Below are 18435 nucleotides of genomic sequence, written 5' to 3'. Positions count from 1 at the left end.
AATTGAATAACTTTATTCTTGTCGTGCATTTATGCCTTTATCAAGCATGGCAACTAAATCATTGACATGCAATAAAGCACACATTTTTTCTTTAATCGTGCCTAATAGCCATGGGCGCTTACCAGGCTGAGTACGCCATTTAACGTCATCTGGTTTTATATACTCAGTAGTAACGAGCTTTTCTGCCGCTAAACCCCAATTACTTTCACCCAACATAATTAAGTATTTATAGTCTAATTTTGCTTGTAATGAGTCATCATATTTTTCTGGCATTACCCATTTGGCTGACTCAACAACATTAATTTTTTTGTCTCTGTTTACCATTACACCTAAAAACCAATCGGGTTTTCCAAATAAACTGGTAACATCATCTAAGTTATGAATACCACCAAGTTCGTGTAATGGAACCGCCAGCACTAAGCCTGCTACTTCAAAGAACAATGCCTGAAAAGGCTCTTCAATTTTGTCAATTGAAGGTGTTATCACCGGTTCTACTTGTGCTTCAATTTCTACTTTAGACTCAACAGCAGTTTCTGAGCTAACCGTAACTTTAGGTTGAACTTGAACTTTAGGTTTAGTTTCAACTTTTGGCTCAACAATAACTTCAGCAGCTTTTTCAACTGGTATTTCTACTGTTGTTTCTTCTAAAGCCTTTTGCTGCTCTTTTAGCGCTAGCGCCTCTGCAGCTTCTTGCTGCTGAATACTAACAGCAAGTAACAATTGCTCTAGAGAGTTAACCTCTGGCTCAACCTCTTTAACAGGCAAGCTTTTATCGGCAACAATTGCTTTCTCTATAGGCTTTAATTTTAGTTTATTTTTTTCAGGTAAATCTTCTACATTACTAAAATCTTGTTTAATTTTAGCACTGTATTTAGATTCTGCGAGGCGATTAGTAGATGTTGTTTTAACATCTTCTATTTGGGTGACCGTTTTTAACGGTTTATTATTATTATTATGCTCCAGATTATCAGTGTCATCAGTAAGTAACTGATCCAAATAATCCTTCATCACATTTTCACTGGCAAACATAACGTCAATTATTCTCTATTTGTTTTAATAGTTCTTGATAGGCAAATACGCCTCGAGAATTTTTGTTAAATATTGGTAATGGTGTCCGTTCCATACTAGCTGTTCTAAAATTAGTATCAATAGGTATGACACCTTGCCAAACTTTATTAGCATACATGTGATTTAATTCTTTGTATGCAACCTTAGAAGCTTTTGTTCTTTTATCATACATGGTTGGTATGATACACACATCATATTCTTTAGATTGTGATGACTGTATTAACTCCATCGTACGGTACATCCGCTCTAAACCCTTTAGTGCCATACACTCAGTTTGAACTGGAATCAATACTTTATCACACGCGGCTAATGCATTAACCATTAATACACCTAAAATAGGCGGACAATCTATGATTACGTGATCATATTCGGTAGCAAATTTTGCGAGCGCTTTTTTAATAATCAATCCCATACCGGACTTTTTACTAAGTACCCCATCAAGCGTTGCCATTGCCATTGTGGCGGGAAGAATATCTAAATTTGGTACTGGAGATTGCCAAGTGCATTTATTCCAATACGCTTGGTCCATCGTGTCTGAACGAGTAAATACGTCATAAACACCATACTCGAGTTGTTCAGAGTCTAAACCAAAATAATAAGTTAGCGAGGCATGTGGATCGGTGTCTATCATAAGCACCTTTTTACCCTGTTGAGCTAAAATTGCTCCCAAAGTAATAACAGTGGTCGTCTTCCCTACTCCACCTTTTTGGTTAGCTACCGTCCAAACTTTCATCGTACAACCTATTCGTTTCCATCGTTATTCGATTTTTGCTCATTCTCGGCCTCTTGTCGAGTAGTGATTCGAATTCCGCCACCAGGAAGCTGAATTACTCGTAATTCATTGCCATTATTAGTCTCATTTGGAAATTTATCAGCAATCTTTTGCTGTAGCTGCTGTTTATTAGGTTCTTCTGGACGAGGCTGTAAATAGGAGTATTTCGACAGAGCTATAACAACTCGTCTATTGCGAGATCGGCCTTCGGCATTTTCGTTACTAGCAATGGGATCATTTGGACCGTTAGCTTTAATACTTAACCTATCTTGCACAATCCCAAACTGCTCAAGTAAGTTCGTTATCGATGCCGCTCGCGCTGCAGATAACTCCCAGTTAGAAGAGTAAATCTCATTATTTATTGACAGGTCGTCGGTATAACCGCGAACCTCTACATAATTGTTTACTTCTGATAAGGAGTTGGCGACTTCTTGAATGATAGGTAACGCTTGGGGGTTTGCTGTGGCGCTTCCTGAAGCAAATAACACGCCGCTAGACAACTCGATAGTTAACCAATCATCGTTTAATTTTAGTTTAGCATCACCGGTATCTGCAACATCAACTAGTGCAGTTTGTAAGTCTTGTTTCAAAGCCTGCAAAGGATTGCCGAGCTTTTTATTTTTTGACTCATTAATTAGTAATTCTTGATCGGTAAGTTCAGGGCCTTTTTCTTCATTTAACGAATTGCCATCAAACACATCTTGTTGGGCTATTTGATTCGTCAATATCCCGTCACCTGCGGTTCCTTTACCTTTGTCACCTGTAATATGAAAAATTTGACCTAAAGATTGAGAGAGGGTATCAAATGACTTTTCTTTCACTATCGACAATGCGTATAAGACAACAAACAATGCAAACATCAACGTCATGTAGTCAGCATAAGAAACCAACCAACGGTCTAAGTTGTCTTGTTGCCTAGATTTTAAGCGCTTGCTAATTCTCGCCATTTCTTCCGCCCTCTATACAGCGACACGTGAATAGGCTTCTAATTTGCGCTCAATACTATTGGGGTTTTCACCATTGGCTGCACACAAAAGACCTTCCACAATCATTTCTCGATATAATACTTCATTGTCGATCTGGGATTGCAATTTCTGCGCCACTGGAATAAAGAAGAGGTTGGCTCCGCCGACACCATAAATGGTGGCAACAAAAGCGGTTGCGATTCCATGCCCTAAAGCAGATGGATCGTCAATATTGGCCATTGCTTGAATCAAACCAAGAACAGCACCTATGATACCTATCGTTGGACTGTATCCACCTAGGGCCTCATAAATCCTAGCTGAGCGATATTGTCGATCACTATCTAGTTCAATATCAAGCTCTAAAGAGGCTCGCATAACATCAGATTCAACACCATCAACCAACAGGCCTAGCCCTTTTCTGATAAAAGCATCATCATGGCCATTAATATCGTCTTCGAGTGCCAAAAAGCCTTTGTGACGTGAGATATCGGCCCAACGTGTAATCATTTGCTGTGCAGAATAAAAATCGACCGGCTGTTTATGCCAAACATTGCCGAACATTTTTAAACCTTGATAAAAGTACGTCGACGGAGTTTGTAACATCACAGCACCAAATGAGCCGCCTATAACAATAATAAAAGCTGGGAAATGAAATAAGGCGGAGATACCACCACCTTCAATCGCATATCCACCAATTACAGCTACAAGTGCCAACATTACACCCGCTATTGCTAACCTATCCACCAGAAGTCTCCTTTAAAATTGCTGAACCAATTTTGTCTAATGCAAAATTTTGCTCCGCAATTCCGGCAACGGTTACTGCTTGCGGCATGCCATAAACAACACTGGTATCTTCGTCTTGGGCCCAAATTGTTGCGCCTCGTTGCTTTAACATCCTGCAACCTTCGCGCCCATCTGCACCCATACCAGTTAATATTATGCCTAAAACCTCTCCACCATACGCTTTTGCTGCACTTCCAAAGGATAAATCAACACTTGGCTTGTACGTTAAACGCTCTGAATCATCATCTCTAATAACAATATTTGTTTTGCCACCCCTGCTTTCTAGCAGCATTTGTTTGCCACCCGGTGCCAAATAGGCATGACCTGGTTTTAAAACATCGCCAGTTGTCGCCTCTGAAACTGAAATTTTACATTGCGTATTTAAACGACTCGCAAAGGCTGGCGTAAATGCGGCGGGCATATGCTGGACGATAATAATAGGCAAAGGGTAGTTTGCCGGTATTTCTGACAACACCGTTTGAAGTGCAACAGGGCCACCGGTTGATGTCCCGATAGCCAAAAGCTTATAGCTTTTACCTGATGCCCTAAGATGTTTAGTTCGTGTAATCGGTGTTACCGGCTCTTTAGGCACTGGTTGCCTAGCTAACCGAGCTCGAGTACGCTCAACTAATGAAGGTTTATCACTGCTTTTGAGGTCAACTTTATTCTTTCGAGTCGTGGGTGATGTTCTCGATACCGGACGATTTGCCGGTGCTAACTCGCTTCGAATAACTGTTGCACTACTAATAGTTCGAGGAGCAGACCTTTTTTTACCTAGCTGCAAAACACGGTCTTGTAAAAGTTGAATACCTTCGGTTTTATTTTTGGCTATATCTTCAAAACGTTTCGGAAGAAAGTCTAATGCACCAGCTTCAAGTGCATTTAGTGTTGCTTTTGCTCCATCATGTGTCAGTGAAGAAAACATGATTATAGGGGTAGGTGTTGCCGCCATGATTTCACGAACAGCAGTAATACCATCCATAACTGGCATCTCGATATCCATTGTAACAACGTCTGGTTTAAGCAACGCTGTCTGAGAAATAGCATCTTTTCCGTTAGATGCATCACCAATTACTTCTAGTTCCGTATGGGCATTCAGAATTTCCGTTACTCGGCGTCGAAAAAACGCCGAGTCGTCTACAACAAGAACTTTAATGGTCATTATTTAATTATTATTTAAACCTTAAGTTTGAACGTTTAGCATAATGCTTAAGCAAATTAGGGACGTCAAAGATGAGCGCGATGCCGCCATCAGAGGTAATTGTTGCGCCAGCCATGCCAGGTGTACCTTGAAGCATTGCATCTAGAGGTTTTATAACCACCTCTTCTTGGCCAATCAATGAGTCAACAACAAACCCAACTTGTTGAACACCGATCTGAATTACAACTACATGACCTTTATTGTCGCTTCTATTTGCACCATTTTTAGAAGACTTTATTAGCCAATCTTCCAAATAGAATAATGGAATTGCTTTATTTCTAACAATTACCGTTTGCTGACCATCAACAATATTAGTTTTTGTTAAGTCTAAATGAATAATTTCATTAACAGTAGAAAGAGGTAACGCAAATATTAAGCCGCCAACCACAACCATTAATGTTGGTAATATTGCTAACGTTAACGGAACTTTAATTTCTAACGTGGTGCCTTTACCCAGCTCTGAATTGATTTCAACGGAACCATTAAGCTGCGTTATCTTAGTTTTAACAACGTCCATACCAACGCCACGACCAGATATGTCCGAGATTTCTTCTTTTGTAGAAAATCCTGGTGCAAATATTAGGCTGTATGCTTCTTTGTCTGATAAACGCTGTGCTGCATCAGGATCAAGAACGCCTTTATTAATCGCTATTTCTTTTAGTTTTTCAGGGTCCATGCCCTTACCATCATCTTCAATGGTAAGTAAGATATGATCGCCTTCTTGTGAAGCAGATAGCCTAACCATACCCATTCTTTTCTTACCCGCGGCTTCACGGTCATCTGGCATTTCAATACCATGGTCAACCGAATTACGGACTAAATGGACTAGTGGATCCGCTAATGCTTCTACTAAATTTTTATCTAAGTCAGTCTCTTCACCGACCAGCTCTAGCGTTATCTCTTTGTTTAAAGTACGCGCTAAATCTCGAACAACGCGAGGGAAACGACCAAATACTTTCTTAATTGGTTGCATCCGCGTTTTCATTACGGCACCTTGCAAATCGCCAGTAACAACGTCTAGATTACCAATCGCTTTTGTCATCGCTTCGTCTGAGCCAAAGTTTACACCTAGACTTACCAAGCGGTTGCGAACAAGTACTAGCTCGCCGACCATATTCATAATTTCGTCTAAACGTTTTGTGTCTACACGAACAGTCGTTTCAGCTGGAGCTGCTGCTTTTTTGTCAGCTGGTTTAGCTGCTGGCGCAGGAGGTTTAGCTGCTGGCGTCACAGGTGCTTTAGGTGCCGCAGGTTTTGCTGCTGGAGCCTTAGGCGCCGGTGTAGGTTTTGGAGGTTCAGCTTTAGGTGCTTCAGACTTAGGTGCTGAACTAGCTGCAGGAGCCTTAGCTGTAGGACCACCGCCTTTCCCATGAATATCGTCAAGGAGAGCTTCGAATTCATCATCTGTGATCTCGTCACCGCTTGCAAATTCACTACCAGGAGCTTTTGCTGGCGGAGCCGAAGGCTGCTTCGTATCTTCTACTTTAAACGAGCCTTTGCCGTGTAATTCATCTAATAAAGACTCAAATTCATCATCACTGATGTCATCGCCACTATCGAACATAGACTTGGCATTTTCAGTAGGTTTCTCGTCTGCTTTACCATGTAACTCATCTAAAAGAGCTTCAAATTCATCTTCAGTGAACTCTTCAACTGAGTTATCTTGGGCAGGCGACTCATCCATCGTATCAATATCAAAAAAGTCGTCATCGGCGGCTACAGGTTCAGCTTCGACCGCTGGCTCTTCGCCAGCTGGGGAGCAATAGTGGTGGAGTGCGGCAAGCAATTCTGGAGCTGCAGGCTCTGGCTGGTCGCCAGCTTTGACCTGTTCAAACATCTCATTGACAGTATCAAGTGCTTGCAAAATAACGTCCATTAACTCTGGCGTTACGCTTCTTTTACCGGTTCTCAAAATATCAAACACGTTTTCTGCGCCATGACAAGCATCGACAAGATTAGTCAATGCTAAAAATCCGGCACCACCTTTTACGGTATGAAAACCTCGAAATATAGAGTTTAATAAATCAGCGTTCTCCGGATCGTTTTCCAGTTCAACTAATTCTTCAGATAGCAACTCTAATATTTCTGCTGCTTCAATTAAGAAATCTTGTAGTATTTCTTGATCCACGTCCAATGCCATTCGGCATCTCCCCTAATTTAAAAGCCTAAACTAGACAATAGGTCGTCTACTTCGTCCTGATTAGAAACTGCGTCTTCACGCGTTTCTGCATCAATAATTGGTCCTTCAGCCCCATTGTTATCGACTGGTTTCTTCACTTCATTAACGGATTTTTGATTTGGTTCACCAAATACAGTTAATAAATGAATCAGGCTTTCTTCAACATCTTTAACAAGTTCTATAACTCGTTTAATTACCTGACCAGTTAAATCTTGAAAATCTTGAGCCAACAGAATTTCAGTCATGATTGCATGAATCTTAGCGGTATCAGCCTCTGCGCCTTCCATAAATTCATTGATGGAATAACACAAACTTTTAAACTCGCCCAATTCAATTTGACGTTGCATTAACTTATCCCACTCTGGTTTAAGTTTTACAATGTCATTATTAATCTTATCCGTTAGAGGGAGGCCTTCATCTATGGCGTCCATCGTTTTATTCGCTGCGTCTTCTGTTACTTTCATAACATAGTTTAGACGCTCTTTCGCATCAGGGATATCGTCTGTCGCTAAGTTAGCAATCTTAGGGTCTAACTGAAAATTACTTAACGAGTCGTGAAGTTGTCTTGTTAACTTGCCAACCTCACCAAACAGCTCACTATGCTCTTTGCTTGTAACTTCACGTAATATTTTGTTAGCAGAAGTATTGTCTCCAGCCTCAAGCGCTTCAACTAGCGCTTTTGCGTCTTCCAACGAAATCTGCGGGTTAGTCTCTTCAGACATAATGACCCCTTATCAGATTATTCTAAACGTTCGAAGATTTTATCAAGCTTGCCTTTCAGCGTAGCAGCCGTGAATGGTTTCACAATATAGCCGTTTACACCTGCTTGCGCTGCAGCAACAATCTGCTCTTTCTTAGCTTCTGCTGTTACCATCATCACCGGCATATGCTTTAGTTTGTCGTCTTTACGAATTTCACGTAGCAAGTCAATGCCTTGCATGCCTGGCATATTCCAGTCAGTAACAACAAAGTCGAAGTCACCGTTTTGTAACATTGGCAACGCTGTGCTGCCATCATCTGCTTCTGAGACATTAGTAAAGCCTAAGTCACGAAGAAGGTTTTTGATGATTCTTCTCATTGTTGAAAAGTCATCAACAACCAGAATTTTCATATTCTTATTCAAAGCATCCTCCAGTGAGGTAAATTATTAATTTACAGTAATTATTATTGATAAAAATCGTCATTATACAAGTTAAATCAACCAATCTTTTAATCTTGACTTTAAACGAACAAGTGCTTGGCTATGAATTTGACTCACTCTGGACTCACTTATGTTAAGAATTTCACCGATTTCTCTTAAATTTAGTTCATCATCGTAATAAAGTGACAAAATCATTGCTTCTCGTTCTGGCAAGGTTTTAATTGTGTTAGCTAGACTCGCATTAAACGCACTTTTTTCAATGCCACCATACGTTAAATCACGACCAATTTCACTTGCTGGGGCAATAATATCATCACTAACGCCAAGATCTTCCATTCCTAAGATTTTACCGTTAGTCGCTTCTTTTAACATTTGATGGTACTGATCAATCGAAACACCAAGAGACTCGGCCACCTCAATGTCTTTCACATCACGGCCAAGTGCAGACTCTAATTGAGATATTCTTTCAGCAACCATTCTAGAATTTCTATGGACCGATCGTGGTGTCCAATCGCCTCTTCGCATTTCATCCAGCATAGAGCCTCTAATTCTAATACCCGCATAGGTTTCAAAACTAGCGCCTTTGCTATGATCAAAGTTTTTCGAAGCTTCGATTAGACCTATCATGCCAGCCTGAATCAAATCATCAACCAAAACACTATCAGGCAGTCGAGCTGCTAAATGGTGAGCAATCCTTTTTACCAATACAGAATGTTTTTCCACTACATTCGATAGTGTTTGTTGAGCTTCGTAGGCAGTTGCTACTTTATTGTTCAACAGAGACCTCTTAGTTGACCAGTTGCTCTAAAAAAAATTCCAAATTACCCGACGCGTGAGATGGCGTGGGCCACTTATTGATTTTAGCAGCCAACGTTTTAAACGCCACTGCTGAAGGAGAACGAGGAAATGCATCTACGATCGCTTTTTGACGTCGCACTGCTTTTCTTAAATTATCGTCAAATGGAATAATAGCTGTTAATTCCAAAGTTACATCTAAAAACCTATCTGTAACCATAGTCAATTTTTTGAATAAGTCCTGCCCTTCTTTAATCGTCCTTACCATATTGGCAACAACTTTAAAGCGGCTCACACCATGATCTCGATTCAAAATTTTAATTAAAGCGTAAGCATCAGTAATTGATGTAGGTTCGTCACATACAACGCAGAGAACTTCATGAGAAGCTCTAGAGAAAGATAAAACCATGTCTGATATGCCAGCAGCTGTATCGACAATAAAGACATCTACAGGCGTTCTCATTTCGCTAAACGCTCTAATGAGACCAGCATGTTGAGCTGGGGATAATTCAACCATATCAATAGAACCTGATGTTGCTGGCACTATTTTTATTCCACTTGGACCTTCTACCAGAATATCATCTAGCTCGGCTTCACCTGACAACACATGTGAGAGGTTTTTGTGAACACGTAAGCCCAACATAACATCACAATTTGCTAAACCTAAGTCAGCATCAAGTACAAGTACGTTTAGACCTGTTTGCGCCAAAGCAATTGCTGTATTTAGCGATACGCTGGTTTTACCCACTCCGCCCTTTCCACCTGTCACCGCAATAACTTTTGTTTTTTTGGCCATCGACATATTTCGTAAACCACTAGCTTGATCGGAAGTAATATTTTTAATCATACATGCCCACTGCTTTTGGCACTACCTTATTATTTTTATGAGAAACTTTTTCTTTAAGTTCAAATAGCTGATTAGCTTTTTGCACAATTTTCTGTGCATTTGCAACCCTTATGTCCTCAGGGACCCGTTGACCGTTGGTTAAATAACCAATTGGCAAACGATTATGGATTGCAACACTAATTAACTCACCTAAGCTTAAAGACTCATCTATTTTAGTAAAGATACAGCCAGACAGTGGAATTGTTTTAAAATGTTGCACACTTTCATGCAAAACACTCACTTGAGACGTTGCAGAAAGTACTAAATAATTCTTAATATTAACTCTTGATTTTGTTAATAAATGATTCAAACGTTCCGTCAATTTAATATCTCTTTGACTCATGCCGGCTGTATCTATTAACAATAGCTTTTTATCTCGTAATTGGTAGATAGCTTCTGAAAGTTCTTCAGTATTTTTTGCTTGCTTTAGAGGGCAACCCAAAATTTTTGCATACGTACCAAGTTGCTCAAGCGCTCCAATTCTGAATGTGTCGGTCGTTATAAGACCAACTTTGTCAGCACCATGAATTTGTGCAAATCGCGCGGCTAATTTAGCAATCGTCGTTGTTTTGCCAACGCCGGTAGGACCAACAAGAGAATAAACACCACCGCGTTTAATGATTTCATTATCTGTTGTGTTTAGCTGCTCGGTTAGTAATTCAAGCATTTTCGGCCAAGCTTGCTGAGCTTCTAAGTCATCACTAATAAAGTGAGATAGATGTTCTGCTACTTTTGAAGATAAACCCATATTATTTAATTTTTTAATTAACATAGATTTTACCGGTGTTTTACGATCTGCGTCTTGTAACATGAGCGCTGAAACTTGATGTTTCAGTAATTCTTTAATTGAATTCATTTCGCTTTTTAAGTCAGATAATTGCTGATCAAATTGCCCCTGCACTACATTAGAATTTGAATGAACTTGTGTTTGGTTTTGATGGTTAACATCATTGTTAAAAGACGGATTTACGTTCAGTGGCGAACTGTGAGTCTCTTGTGATTGGTCTTGTACGGTATTGCGAGCACGGTTTAACCATTGTTCAAACTCTGATTCTGCTTGCTGGGATAATGCTTGTGTTGCCAGCTCTGACTTTTGTTGGTTAGACAAATCAGTACCTTGAGATAACCTTGCTGGTGTTTGAGCCTGCTGTTGGAATTGAGGCTGAGATTGCATTGAAGGTTGGGCTGGCTGGTAAGTATCAGGCTTACCAGCGTTATCAGCCCTTTGACGCTTAAGTAACTCTTCAAGTGAACTCGCGATTTTAGCTGCACCTTCTGCATTCGGGCCATCAAATCGACTAGTAGAATCAGTACTGTTAGGCATCTGAGCAGTCGTAGTAGCTGTCGACGGGACGGCAGGCTTAGCGTCGGCATCAATCGCAGCGACGATTTCAACACCGGTAGCGGTTTTTTTATTCGACATAATTACAGCATCAGGACCTAGCTCTTCTTTCACTTGAGTAAGTGCCGTTCTCATATCTTTTGCAAAATAACGCTTAATTTTCACTTTAAACCTCCGTCAAACAGCTCTAACCAACTGAACTGACAATCTTAATTTGTTTTTCTTCCGGTATTTCTTGATAAGACAAGATAACCATGCCTGGTAAGCTATGTTTAACAAAACGTGATAACACACTTCGTAACATTCCCGAGGTCAATAATATTGACGGCTCACCTGATAATTCTTGAGTCCTGTGGGCGTCTGCAAGTGATGTTTGAATTCGCTCTGCAAGACCAGGTTCAATGCCAGCGCCTTCATTTCCAGCTGACTGCAAGGACTGTTGCAACATCTGTTCCAACTCAGGCGCCAAGGTTATGACAGGGATTTCATTAGTCGAACCCGCGATATCTTGAACGATAAATCTTCTTAGTGAAATTCGGCATGCTGCTGTTAAAACATCAGGATCTTGGCTCTTAGGTGCGTATTCAACCAAGGTTTGAATGATTGAACGCATATCGCGAATCGTCACGTTTTCGCTTAAAAGGTTTTGTAGCACCTTGGTTAATACCGACAACGACAACATCTCTGGAACCAAACCATCGACTAATTTTGGATAGTTTTTCTGGATCATTTCTAAAAGGTTTTGTGTTTCTTCGTGGCCTAATAATTGAGCAGCGTTATTTGTTAACAGTTGGCTTATGTGCGTTGCCACTACAGTTGCAGCGTCAACTACTGTGTAACCTAAGCTCTGAGCTTTATCTCTATTAGTGTTTTCAATCCACACGGCTTCTAGACCAAAGGCTGGATCCACCGTTTCAATACCTTCGACTTTTCCAAACACTTGCCCTGGGTTAATTGCCAAGTCACGGTCATGACGAATTTCCGCTTCCCCTATCGTTACGCCCATTAACGTGATTCTATAAACATTCGGATCTAAGTCTAAATTATCGCGAATATGAACGGCAGGAACTAAAAAGCCAAATTCTTGACTCAGCTTACGACGCACACCTTTAATTCTTGATAACAATTCACCACCTTGGCCCTTGTCTACTAATGGGATAAGACGATAGCCAACTTCTAAGCCGATAGTGTCAACATGATTAACATCATCCCAGCTTACATCTTTGTTTTCAGCGGCTTCATGAGGAGATTCAAGTGGCGTTTCTGATTCGGCTTTTTCGGCTTGTTTAGCGGCTTCTGTCGCTTTTTTATTCACAAAATAAGCGGTCGCGACTAAGATTGCACCAAAACCTAAAAAGGTAAGATGCGGCATGCCAGGCACTAATCCCATAGATAACAACACCCCGCCTGCAACATAAAGAACTTTTTCTGTGCCAAGCTGAGTTGAGAATTGCTGCCCCATTTCTTGGTCAGTATTTTGACGAGTAACGACAATAGCAGTACCGATTGATAATAACAGACCTGGTATTTGAGCAACCAAACCATCACCAATCGTTAAAATTGTGTAAATCTCTACCGCTTCGCCAAACAACAAGTCATGCTGGATCATACCGATGAATAAACCACCGATAATGTTTATGAAAAGAATAATGATACCTGCAATCGCATCACCTTTAACAAACTTTGACGCACCGTCCATTGAGCCGTAGAAGTCCGCTTCTTTGCCTATTTCTTCTCGTCGCGCCTTTGCTTGTTCTGGGGTGATAAAGCCTGCATTTAAGTCGGCATCTATTGCCATTTGTTTACCAGGCATAGCATCTAGCGTAAAGCGAGCTGTTACTTCAGAGATACGCCCTGCACCTTTTGTTACAACGACAAAGTTAATAATGACCAAAATCGCAAATACCACTAAACCAACAGCATAGTTTCCGCCGATTACGACACTACCAAACGCCTCAATAACTTTACCGGCAGCGTCTCCACCTTGATGACCTTCTAATAATACAATTCGGGTTGAAGCGACGTTCAAAGCAAGTCGTAATACAGTCGCGATTAATATAACCGAGGGAAAAGCACCAAAATCAAGTGGTTTAAGGGTGTAGACAGTAACGAGCAGAATTACGAGAGCTAACGCGATATTAAACGAGAATAAGATGTCGAGCATCAAAGCTGGTAACGGTAATATTACCATAGCTAACGCTGCCAAAATGAAAATCGGCGCACCTAAACCATTAATATATTTAGTATTTTCTTTATTAAAAAGCTGATTAAATTTTGCAGTTAATTCCATCACAACAACCAAAAAACACCTAAGTTATAGTGCTTTCAGCAATGTTTAGGCCAAATTGTATGTCAACAAAATGACTGAGTGTTAATAACGCAATTCAGGTGGGATATCTGGATTTTGATCAATTGGTTGCGGTTTGCTGCCTTTGCCCTGTTCATACATGTCTAATTGATAAACGTAGGCAAGGACTTGCGCAACAGCTACAAACAGTTGTTCTGGTATTTCTTGGTTAATATCAGTGGTGTAATAAATAGAACGCGTTAGCATTGGTGTTTCAATCATTGGCACTTCACGCTCTTTTGCTATTTTTCTGATATGCATAGCTATTAAGTCTGCGCCTTTTGCAACAACAAACGGTGCATTTGATTTTTCTGTATCGTACTTAATGGCAACAGAATAATGCGTTGGGTTTGTTACTACTACATCAGCAGTAGGTACTTCAGCCATCATGCGGCGTTGCGATATTTCCCGTTGAGTTTGACGGATTCGACCTTTTATTTCAGGGTTACCCTCAGTACTTTTGTATTCGTCTTTGATCTCTTGTTTGGTCATTTTTAATTGCTTGTTGTGATTCCACTTTTGAAACGGTACATCAACAATAGAAATAACAATTGTAGAACAACACAAGCCTAAGAATATCCATGCTAACAGTTCACTGGCATCGTACGTGTTTCCTGGCAAGTCTTCTAAACTCAAATACAATATATCGAGCAAAAAAGCATTAATGAGCAAAATTGCCACAGATGCTACAACAGCAACTTTTAATATCGACTTTATTAACTCAACAGCTGCTTGCGGACCAAACATGCGCTTAAAGCCTTTTAATGGCGACATCTTAGAGAGCTTGGGAGCCATAGCTTCCCAACTAAAATTAATGCCCCCCAACAGACTATTTGAAACAAATGCCGCAACTAAAATAAGCGCAAATATACCAACTAATGGCGCAGCAATATGCATGATCATATCGCCAAATACGGTAAACATCTTAGTTGGGTCAAAAGCATCATCTCTGTCTAACGAAAATTGGCTAGACATAACTTCAAGTAGCTTTTTCCCCAGCGTGTCACCAAACATCAACATCGCCGCAGCACTTGCCACCAGCACACCGGTTGTACCTAGCTCTTTAGAACGCGCAATTTGACCTTTTTTTCGAGCGTCTTCGAGACGCTTGGCCGTGGGTTCTTCCGTTTTTTCTTGATCTGATTCTTCAGCCATATTGCTCTACTTTAACAGCCAATCAAGGTGCACATCATTTCAATAGACCGTTGCCAGTTTTTATCAAAATGAAAAACAAAATTTTCTAAGGTTAACCACATGACTATCAAACCAGACATCATGGTAAATGGAAAACCAATAGAAAAGATATTAAGTTGCGGTGCGGCACGAGTCATGATGCCAAAACTTAAATTGATCACCAGCATAGCGATTAAAGGCGCTAATGCCAGTATTAATGCAGCTGCAAACATCCAACCGCCAAATAAGACTAAATCATAGAATTTGCCTGTTGCAAACCAAACATCAGAAATGGGTAACACATAGAAACTCTTTACAACCATTTGCATCATGGCTAAGTGCCCATCAATAGACCAAAACATTAAAGTTGAGAGTATCAAGTAAAATTGACCAACGGCGGGAACACTCAAACCGTTTGTAGGGTCAACCATAGATGCAAAACCTAAACCTGACTGCATCGCGATTGCTTGACCTGCAACAACAAAAACCTGGAGAAAAACAACCGAAACAAACCCTATTGCACTGCCAATCATGATTTGTTGAAAAACTCTAATGCCCATTTCAAATGAAAATAAATTAGTAAACGTGGATGGAGGTAGCACCGGCATTACCATAATCGTAAATGCCACCGCATAAGCCGTTTTTATTGGTCCCGGTATTGTCTTACCACCAATGGCTATCATTATCATCATCATGGCTGAGATACGAGCAAATGGGAGCAGTAAGTCTGCCTGGTATTGCATGATTTGTTGCAGCAAGGCATCCATGATGTTGGTTAGCCTATAATCGACGGTATTCGTTCAACAAGTTGCCAAGTAAAGTCCATAATCATCGCGGTTATCCAATGTCCAGCCATCATCAAGGCAAGTAAAGTAACAATAAGTCGTGGCAAAAAACTAAGCGTTTGTTCATTAATTGATGTAGCAGCCTGAAATACCGCCACGATCAAGCCTACAATTAAACCCGGCACTACCATTATGGCGACCAAAATAATAATTAACCAAAGCGCTTCTCTAAGAATGTCTACAAATACTTCAGGTGTCATCTGTATTTCCCCCTAAGTTCCAAGACCAAAGCTTTTTGCCAAGGTCCCCATAACCAAGGTCCAGCCATCAACTAAAACAAACATCATGAGTTTAAATGGCAATGACACTATCATTGGCGACAGCATCATCATACCCATCGCCATCAGTACCGATGCGACAACTAAATCTATTATCAAGAATGGTATAAAAAACATGAAACCAATTTGAAAGGCGGTTTTTAATTCAGAGGTAACAAAAGAAGGAATAATTACCGTTAAAGGCAGATCATCTGGGCTATCGACTTCAGTGTAACCAGCAATTTCAGCAAAGGTCTCAAGGTCAGATATTCGCGTTTGTGCCAACATAAACTCTCTCATTGGCACTTTAGCAATGTCATAGGCCTGTAATGAGGTAATTTCTTCATTTAGGTAGGGCTCGACTGCATTTTGATGAATCTCATCAAATACGGGCGCCATAATAAAGAAACTGAGAAATAAAGACATCCCTACAAGCAACTGACTGTTTGGTGTTTGCTGTAAGCCTAACGCTTGGCGAAGAATAGCTAATACAACGATAATCCGAGTAAACGAGGTCATTAACATGACGATGGCGGGAATAAAACTCAGCGCCGTCATCATAGCTAAGACTTGCAAGGTTATGCTGTATTCTTTACTACCGTCAGGATTGTCCGTCACGGTCACAGCAGAAATTGCCCCATTATCAGCCATTACATCTGGTACAAACGCCAATAAAAAGATAACAAAGATTGAGGCAAATACTTTCATAGACTTTGCAGGTCCTTTAAATAATTAGTTTTTTTTAGCTTTTGGAAGTCCATTGTTCAGCAATTCGGTTAATTTGTTAAGTAATTTATTATCGGGAACCGAAAAGCTTGTTGGCGTTATATTTTCATCGAGCTTAAATAAAGTGTTCACACTATTAGGTGTAACCCCAATAGCATACTGTTGATTTTGAATTTCAATAATGACAATACGCTCTCTTCCACCTAGTGACAGGCTGGTAATCGTTTTCATGTGATTACTTTGATGAGGCGTGAGATTAAACTTTTTAGCAACCCAAGCTGTTAGATAGATAACAACAACAATGGCTATTAATGCCATTAACATAGGAAGCAAAGCGCCATCGGTTGGCGAGCTTAAGTTTGGGTTAGATGCCACAGAGGACTTACCTGTGGTAGCTGCGGCGGCGGACCAACAACTACTAGCAAGCAGTCCCGTTAGGACTTTATTAGCGAAGCTTTTTAATTCTTTCAATTTGGCTAATCACATCTGTTAAACGAATACCAAATTTATCATTGACCACAACCACTTCACCATGTGCGATTAGCGTACCATTTACTAATACATCTAGCGGCTCACCGGCAACGCGATCAAGCTCTACAACAGAGCCTTGGTTTAGCTGTAATAAATTACGAATGCTGATTTTACTGCGACCCACTTCCATCGAAATGTTTACAGGAATATCAAGTATCGTTTCTAACTTACCCGACTCTTCTTCATTTAATTTACCACTTGTATCGGTAAGCTCATCGAGTTCGGCAGGCTGAACATCATCACCTTCAGCTTCAGCTAACGCTGCTGCCCATTCGTCCATAGTATCTTGGTCTTCACTCATAACTTATGCCCTTGTGTTTTTCTGCTACCACTTAAAGTTCTAAATCGTCTTCAAGTGCTAATAATTCTGAGTCGTCATCTAAGCGACGGCCACCTTTAGTCAGTACGTTCATTTCTGACTTAGCCGATTCTGGTCGTTTTATTTTTTCTGCAATTTGCAATGCTACATTATCTCTACAGCGACCTAACTTGGCGCGATAGGTTGGTAACTCTTCAATAAATACGGTAATGAACTCTGGCATTTCGATAGGAATAATATCGCCATCTTTAAGTTCCATTACTTGATGAAGAGGCAGTTGCATTTCGAGTAATTGCGTATGTAAGTCAACATGAACATCCATTATTTCATCGCGTAGCGCTTTGCTCCAACGATAATCCGTATCTTCACGGTCACTTTGAACACCCGCATCTAGTAATTCTCTAATTGGCTCCAACATTGAATATGGTAAAGCAACATGGAAGTCACCGCCGCCGCCATCTAGCTCAATATGAAACGAGCTAATGACAATCACTTCTGTTGGCGACACTATGTTTGCCATTGCCGGGTTTACTTCTGAATCCAAATATTCAAAAGATACATCCATTACTGGGGACCAGGCTTCTTTATAATCTTCAAAAATCAACTTGAGGAGCATTTGTATAATACGACGCTCGGTTGGCGTAAATTCGCGTCCTTCAATTTTTGCATGGTAACGACCATCACCACCAAAGAAGTTGTCCACTAGAATGAAGACAAGTCGCGCCTCCATTGTAATTAACCCAGTTCCCTTTAAAGGACGAAAACGAACCATATTTAAGCTTGTTGGTACAAATAGCGTATGTATGTACTCACCAAACTTGATCATTTGTACACCGTTTATTGACACTTCTGCAGTGCGGCGCATCATGTTGAACAGACTGATTCGCATATGTCGAGCAAATCGTTCGTTAACCAACTCAAGTGTTGGCATACGACCTCGGACAATTCTATCTTGCGAAGAAAAGTCATAGTCGGACATACCACGGCCACCGCCGCTATCCTCATCTATCTCTTCTTCTTCAACGTCATCGACACCGTGGAGTAGCGCGTCAATTTCGTCTTGTGACAGTAAATCAGTCATAGTTTTCTCTTAATTAAATTAGCT

General features: G+C 40.5%; 19 protein-coding genes. All 19 read right to left on the bottom strand.

What is annotated here, in order from left to right; genetic code table 11:
• Positions 1–12: 12 nt before the first annotated feature.
• A complete protein-coding gene (locus J9318_RS05875; RefSeq protein ID WP_244731940.1) occupies positions 13–1029 on the bottom strand; it encodes a chemotaxis protein CheW in 1017 nt (338 codons plus the stop codon).
• 4 nt (positions 1030–1033) lie between these two features.
• Positions 1034–1801, bottom strand: a complete 768-nt coding sequence (locus tag J9318_RS05870; protein ID WP_210562121.1) for a ParA family protein — start codon at positions 1799–1801, stop codon at positions 1034–1036.
• An 8-nt stretch (positions 1802–1809) separates the two neighbouring features.
• Positions 1810–2787, bottom strand: coding sequence for an OmpA family protein (locus J9318_RS05865; protein WP_210562120.1), 978 nt, complete (start codon positions 2785–2787; stop codon positions 1810–1812).
• 12 nt (positions 2788–2799) lie between these two features.
• Complete coding sequence (locus J9318_RS05860) at positions 2800–3549, bottom strand: flagellar motor protein (RefSeq protein ID WP_210562119.1); 750 nt, start codon at positions 3547–3549, stop codon at positions 2800–2802.
• On the bottom strand, positions 3542–4750 hold the full coding sequence (locus tag J9318_RS05855; RefSeq protein ID WP_210562118.1) for a protein-glutamate methylesterase/protein-glutamine glutaminase: 1209 nt from the start codon (positions 4748–4750) through the stop codon (positions 3542–3544). The genes J9318_RS05860 and J9318_RS05855 overlap by 8 nt, the downstream gene beginning before the upstream one ends.
• Positions 4751–4760: 10 nt before the next feature.
• On the bottom strand, positions 4761–6929 hold the full coding sequence (locus J9318_RS05850) for a chemotaxis protein CheA (RefSeq protein ID WP_210562117.1): 2169 nt from the start codon (positions 6927–6929) through the stop codon (positions 4761–4763).
• A 17-nt stretch (positions 6930–6946) separates the two neighbouring features.
• Positions 6947–7690 (bottom strand): protein phosphatase CheZ, encoded by a 744-nt coding sequence (locus tag J9318_RS05845; RefSeq protein ID WP_210562116.1) that lies wholly within the window; start codon positions 7688–7690, stop codon positions 6947–6949.
• Positions 7691–7707: 17 nt separating this feature from the next.
• The gene (gene cheY / locus J9318_RS05840) at positions 7708–8091 is read right to left on the bottom strand and encodes a chemotaxis response regulator CheY (protein WP_210562115.1); all 384 of its coding nucleotides are present in this window, start codon (positions 8089–8091) and stop codon (positions 7708–7710) included.
• A 69-nt stretch (positions 8092–8160) separates the two neighbouring features.
• Positions 8161–8886 carry an RNA polymerase sigma factor FliA gene (locus J9318_RS05835; RefSeq protein WP_210562114.1) on the bottom strand — a complete coding sequence of 242 codons (726 nt, stop codon included), beginning with the start codon at positions 8884–8886 and terminating at the stop codon, positions 8161–8163.
• Positions 8887–8896: 10 nt separating this feature from the next.
• Positions 8897–9751 (bottom strand): MinD/ParA family ATP-binding protein, encoded by an 855-nt coding sequence (locus tag J9318_RS05830; RefSeq protein ID WP_210562113.1) that lies wholly within the window; start codon positions 9749–9751, stop codon positions 8897–8899.
• Positions 9744–11297, bottom strand: a complete 1554-nt coding sequence (gene flhF / locus J9318_RS05825; protein ID WP_210562112.1) for a flagellar biosynthesis GTPase FlhF — start codon at positions 11295–11297, stop codon at positions 9744–9746. Before flhF ends, J9318_RS05830 begins: the two co-directional genes overlap by 8 nt.
• A gap of 22 nt (positions 11298–11319) precedes the next feature.
• Complete coding sequence (gene flhA / locus J9318_RS05820; protein WP_210562111.1) at positions 11320–13422, bottom strand: flagellar biosynthesis protein FlhA; 2103 nt, start codon at positions 13420–13422, stop codon at positions 11320–11322.
• 81 nt (positions 13423–13503) lie between these two features.
• The gene (flhB, locus tag J9318_RS05815; RefSeq protein WP_210562110.1) at positions 13504–14634 is read right to left on the bottom strand and encodes a flagellar biosynthesis protein FlhB; all 1131 of its coding nucleotides are present in this window, start codon (positions 14632–14634) and stop codon (positions 13504–13506) included.
• Positions 14635–14645: 11 nt separating this feature from the next.
• Entirely contained in the window at positions 14646–15419 is a 774-nt protein-coding gene (gene fliR, locus J9318_RS05810) for a flagellar biosynthetic protein FliR (RefSeq protein ID WP_210562109.1), read from the bottom strand.
• A gap of 8 nt (positions 15420–15427) precedes the next feature.
• Positions 15428–15697: a flagellar biosynthesis protein FliQ gene (gene fliQ, locus J9318_RS05805; protein WP_210562108.1), complete on the bottom strand. Its 270-nt coding sequence runs from the start codon at positions 15695–15697 to the stop codon at positions 15428–15430.
• A 12-nt stretch (positions 15698–15709) separates the two neighbouring features.
• Positions 15710–16462, bottom strand: a complete 753-nt coding sequence (fliP, locus tag J9318_RS05800; RefSeq protein WP_210562107.1) for a flagellar type III secretion system pore protein FliP — start codon at positions 16460–16462, stop codon at positions 15710–15712.
• Between the two features lie 24 nt (positions 16463–16486).
• Positions 16487–16855 (bottom strand): flagellar biosynthetic protein FliO, encoded by a 369-nt coding sequence (fliO, locus tag J9318_RS05795; RefSeq protein WP_210562106.1) that lies wholly within the window; start codon positions 16853–16855, stop codon positions 16487–16489.
• A gap of 70 nt (positions 16856–16925) precedes the next feature.
• Positions 16926–17312, bottom strand: coding sequence for a flagellar motor switch protein FliN (gene fliN / locus J9318_RS05790; protein WP_210562105.1), 387 nt, complete (start codon positions 17310–17312; stop codon positions 16926–16928).
• A gap of 31 nt (positions 17313–17343) precedes the next feature.
• The gene (gene fliM, locus J9318_RS05785; protein ID WP_210562104.1) at positions 17344–18411 is read right to left on the bottom strand and encodes a flagellar motor switch protein FliM; all 1068 of its coding nucleotides are present in this window, start codon (positions 18409–18411) and stop codon (positions 17344–17346) included.
• Between the last annotated feature and the right edge of the window lie 24 nt (positions 18412–18435).

The organism is Psychrosphaera aestuarii (genome assembly GCF_017948405.1).
GTDB classification, from domain to species: domain Bacteria; phylum Pseudomonadota; class Gammaproteobacteria; order Enterobacterales; family Alteromonadaceae; genus Psychrosphaera; species Psychrosphaera aestuarii.
This window is presented reverse-complemented; position numbering and strand designations above follow the sequence as displayed.

What these genes read in the sequence shown, in the direction of transcription:
- J9318_RS05875 (WP_244731940.1), bottom strand. Translation starts at nt 1,029, where the DNA reads ATGTTTGCCAGTGAAAATGTGATGAAGGATTATTTGGATCAGTTACTT.
- J9318_RS05870 (WP_210562121.1), bottom strand. Translation starts at nt 1,801, where the DNA reads ATGAAAGTTTGGACGGTAGCTAACCAAAAAGGTGGAGTAGGGAAGACG.
- J9318_RS05865 (WP_210562120.1), bottom strand. Translation starts at nt 2,787, where the DNA reads ATGGCGAGAATTAGCAAGCGCTTAAAATCTAGGCAACAAGACAACTTA.
- J9318_RS05855 (WP_210562118.1), bottom strand. Translation starts at nt 4,750, where the DNA reads ATGACCATTAAAGTTCTTGTTGTAGACGACTCGGCGTTTTTTCGACGC.
- J9318_RS05850 (WP_210562117.1), bottom strand. Translation starts at nt 6,929, where the DNA reads ATGGCATTGGACGTGGATCAAGAAATACTACAAGATTTCTTAATTGAA.
- J9318_RS05845 (WP_210562116.1), bottom strand. Translation starts at nt 7,690, where the DNA reads ATGTCTGAAGAGACTAACCCGCAGATTTCGTTGGAAGACGCAAAAGCG.
- J9318_RS05830 (WP_210562113.1), bottom strand. Translation starts at nt 9,751, where the DNA reads ATGATTAAAAATATTACTTCCGATCAAGCTAGTGGTTTACGAAATATG.
- flhA (WP_210562111.1), bottom strand. Translation starts at nt 13,422, where the DNA reads ATGGAATTAACTGCAAAATTTAATCAGCTTTTTAATAAAGAAAATACT.
- flhB (WP_210562110.1), bottom strand. Translation starts at nt 14,634, where the DNA reads ATGGCTGAAGAATCAGATCAAGAAAAAACGGAAGAACCCACGGCCAAG.
- fliR (WP_210562109.1), bottom strand. Translation starts at nt 15,419, where the DNA reads ATGGATGCCTTGCTGCAACAAATCATGCAATACCAGGCAGACTTACTG.
- fliQ (WP_210562108.1), bottom strand. Translation starts at nt 15,697, where the DNA reads ATGACACCTGAAGTATTTGTAGACATTCTTAGAGAAGCGCTTTGGTTA.
- fliP (WP_210562107.1), bottom strand. Translation starts at nt 16,462, where the DNA reads ATGAAAGTATTTGCCTCAATCTTTGTTATCTTTTTATTGGCGTTTGTA.
- fliN (WP_210562105.1), bottom strand. Translation starts at nt 17,312, where the DNA reads ATGAGTGAAGACCAAGATACTATGGACGAATGGGCAGCAGCGTTAGCT.
- fliM (WP_210562104.1), bottom strand. Translation starts at nt 18,411, where the DNA reads ATGACTGATTTACTGTCACAAGACGAAATTGACGCGCTACTCCACGGT.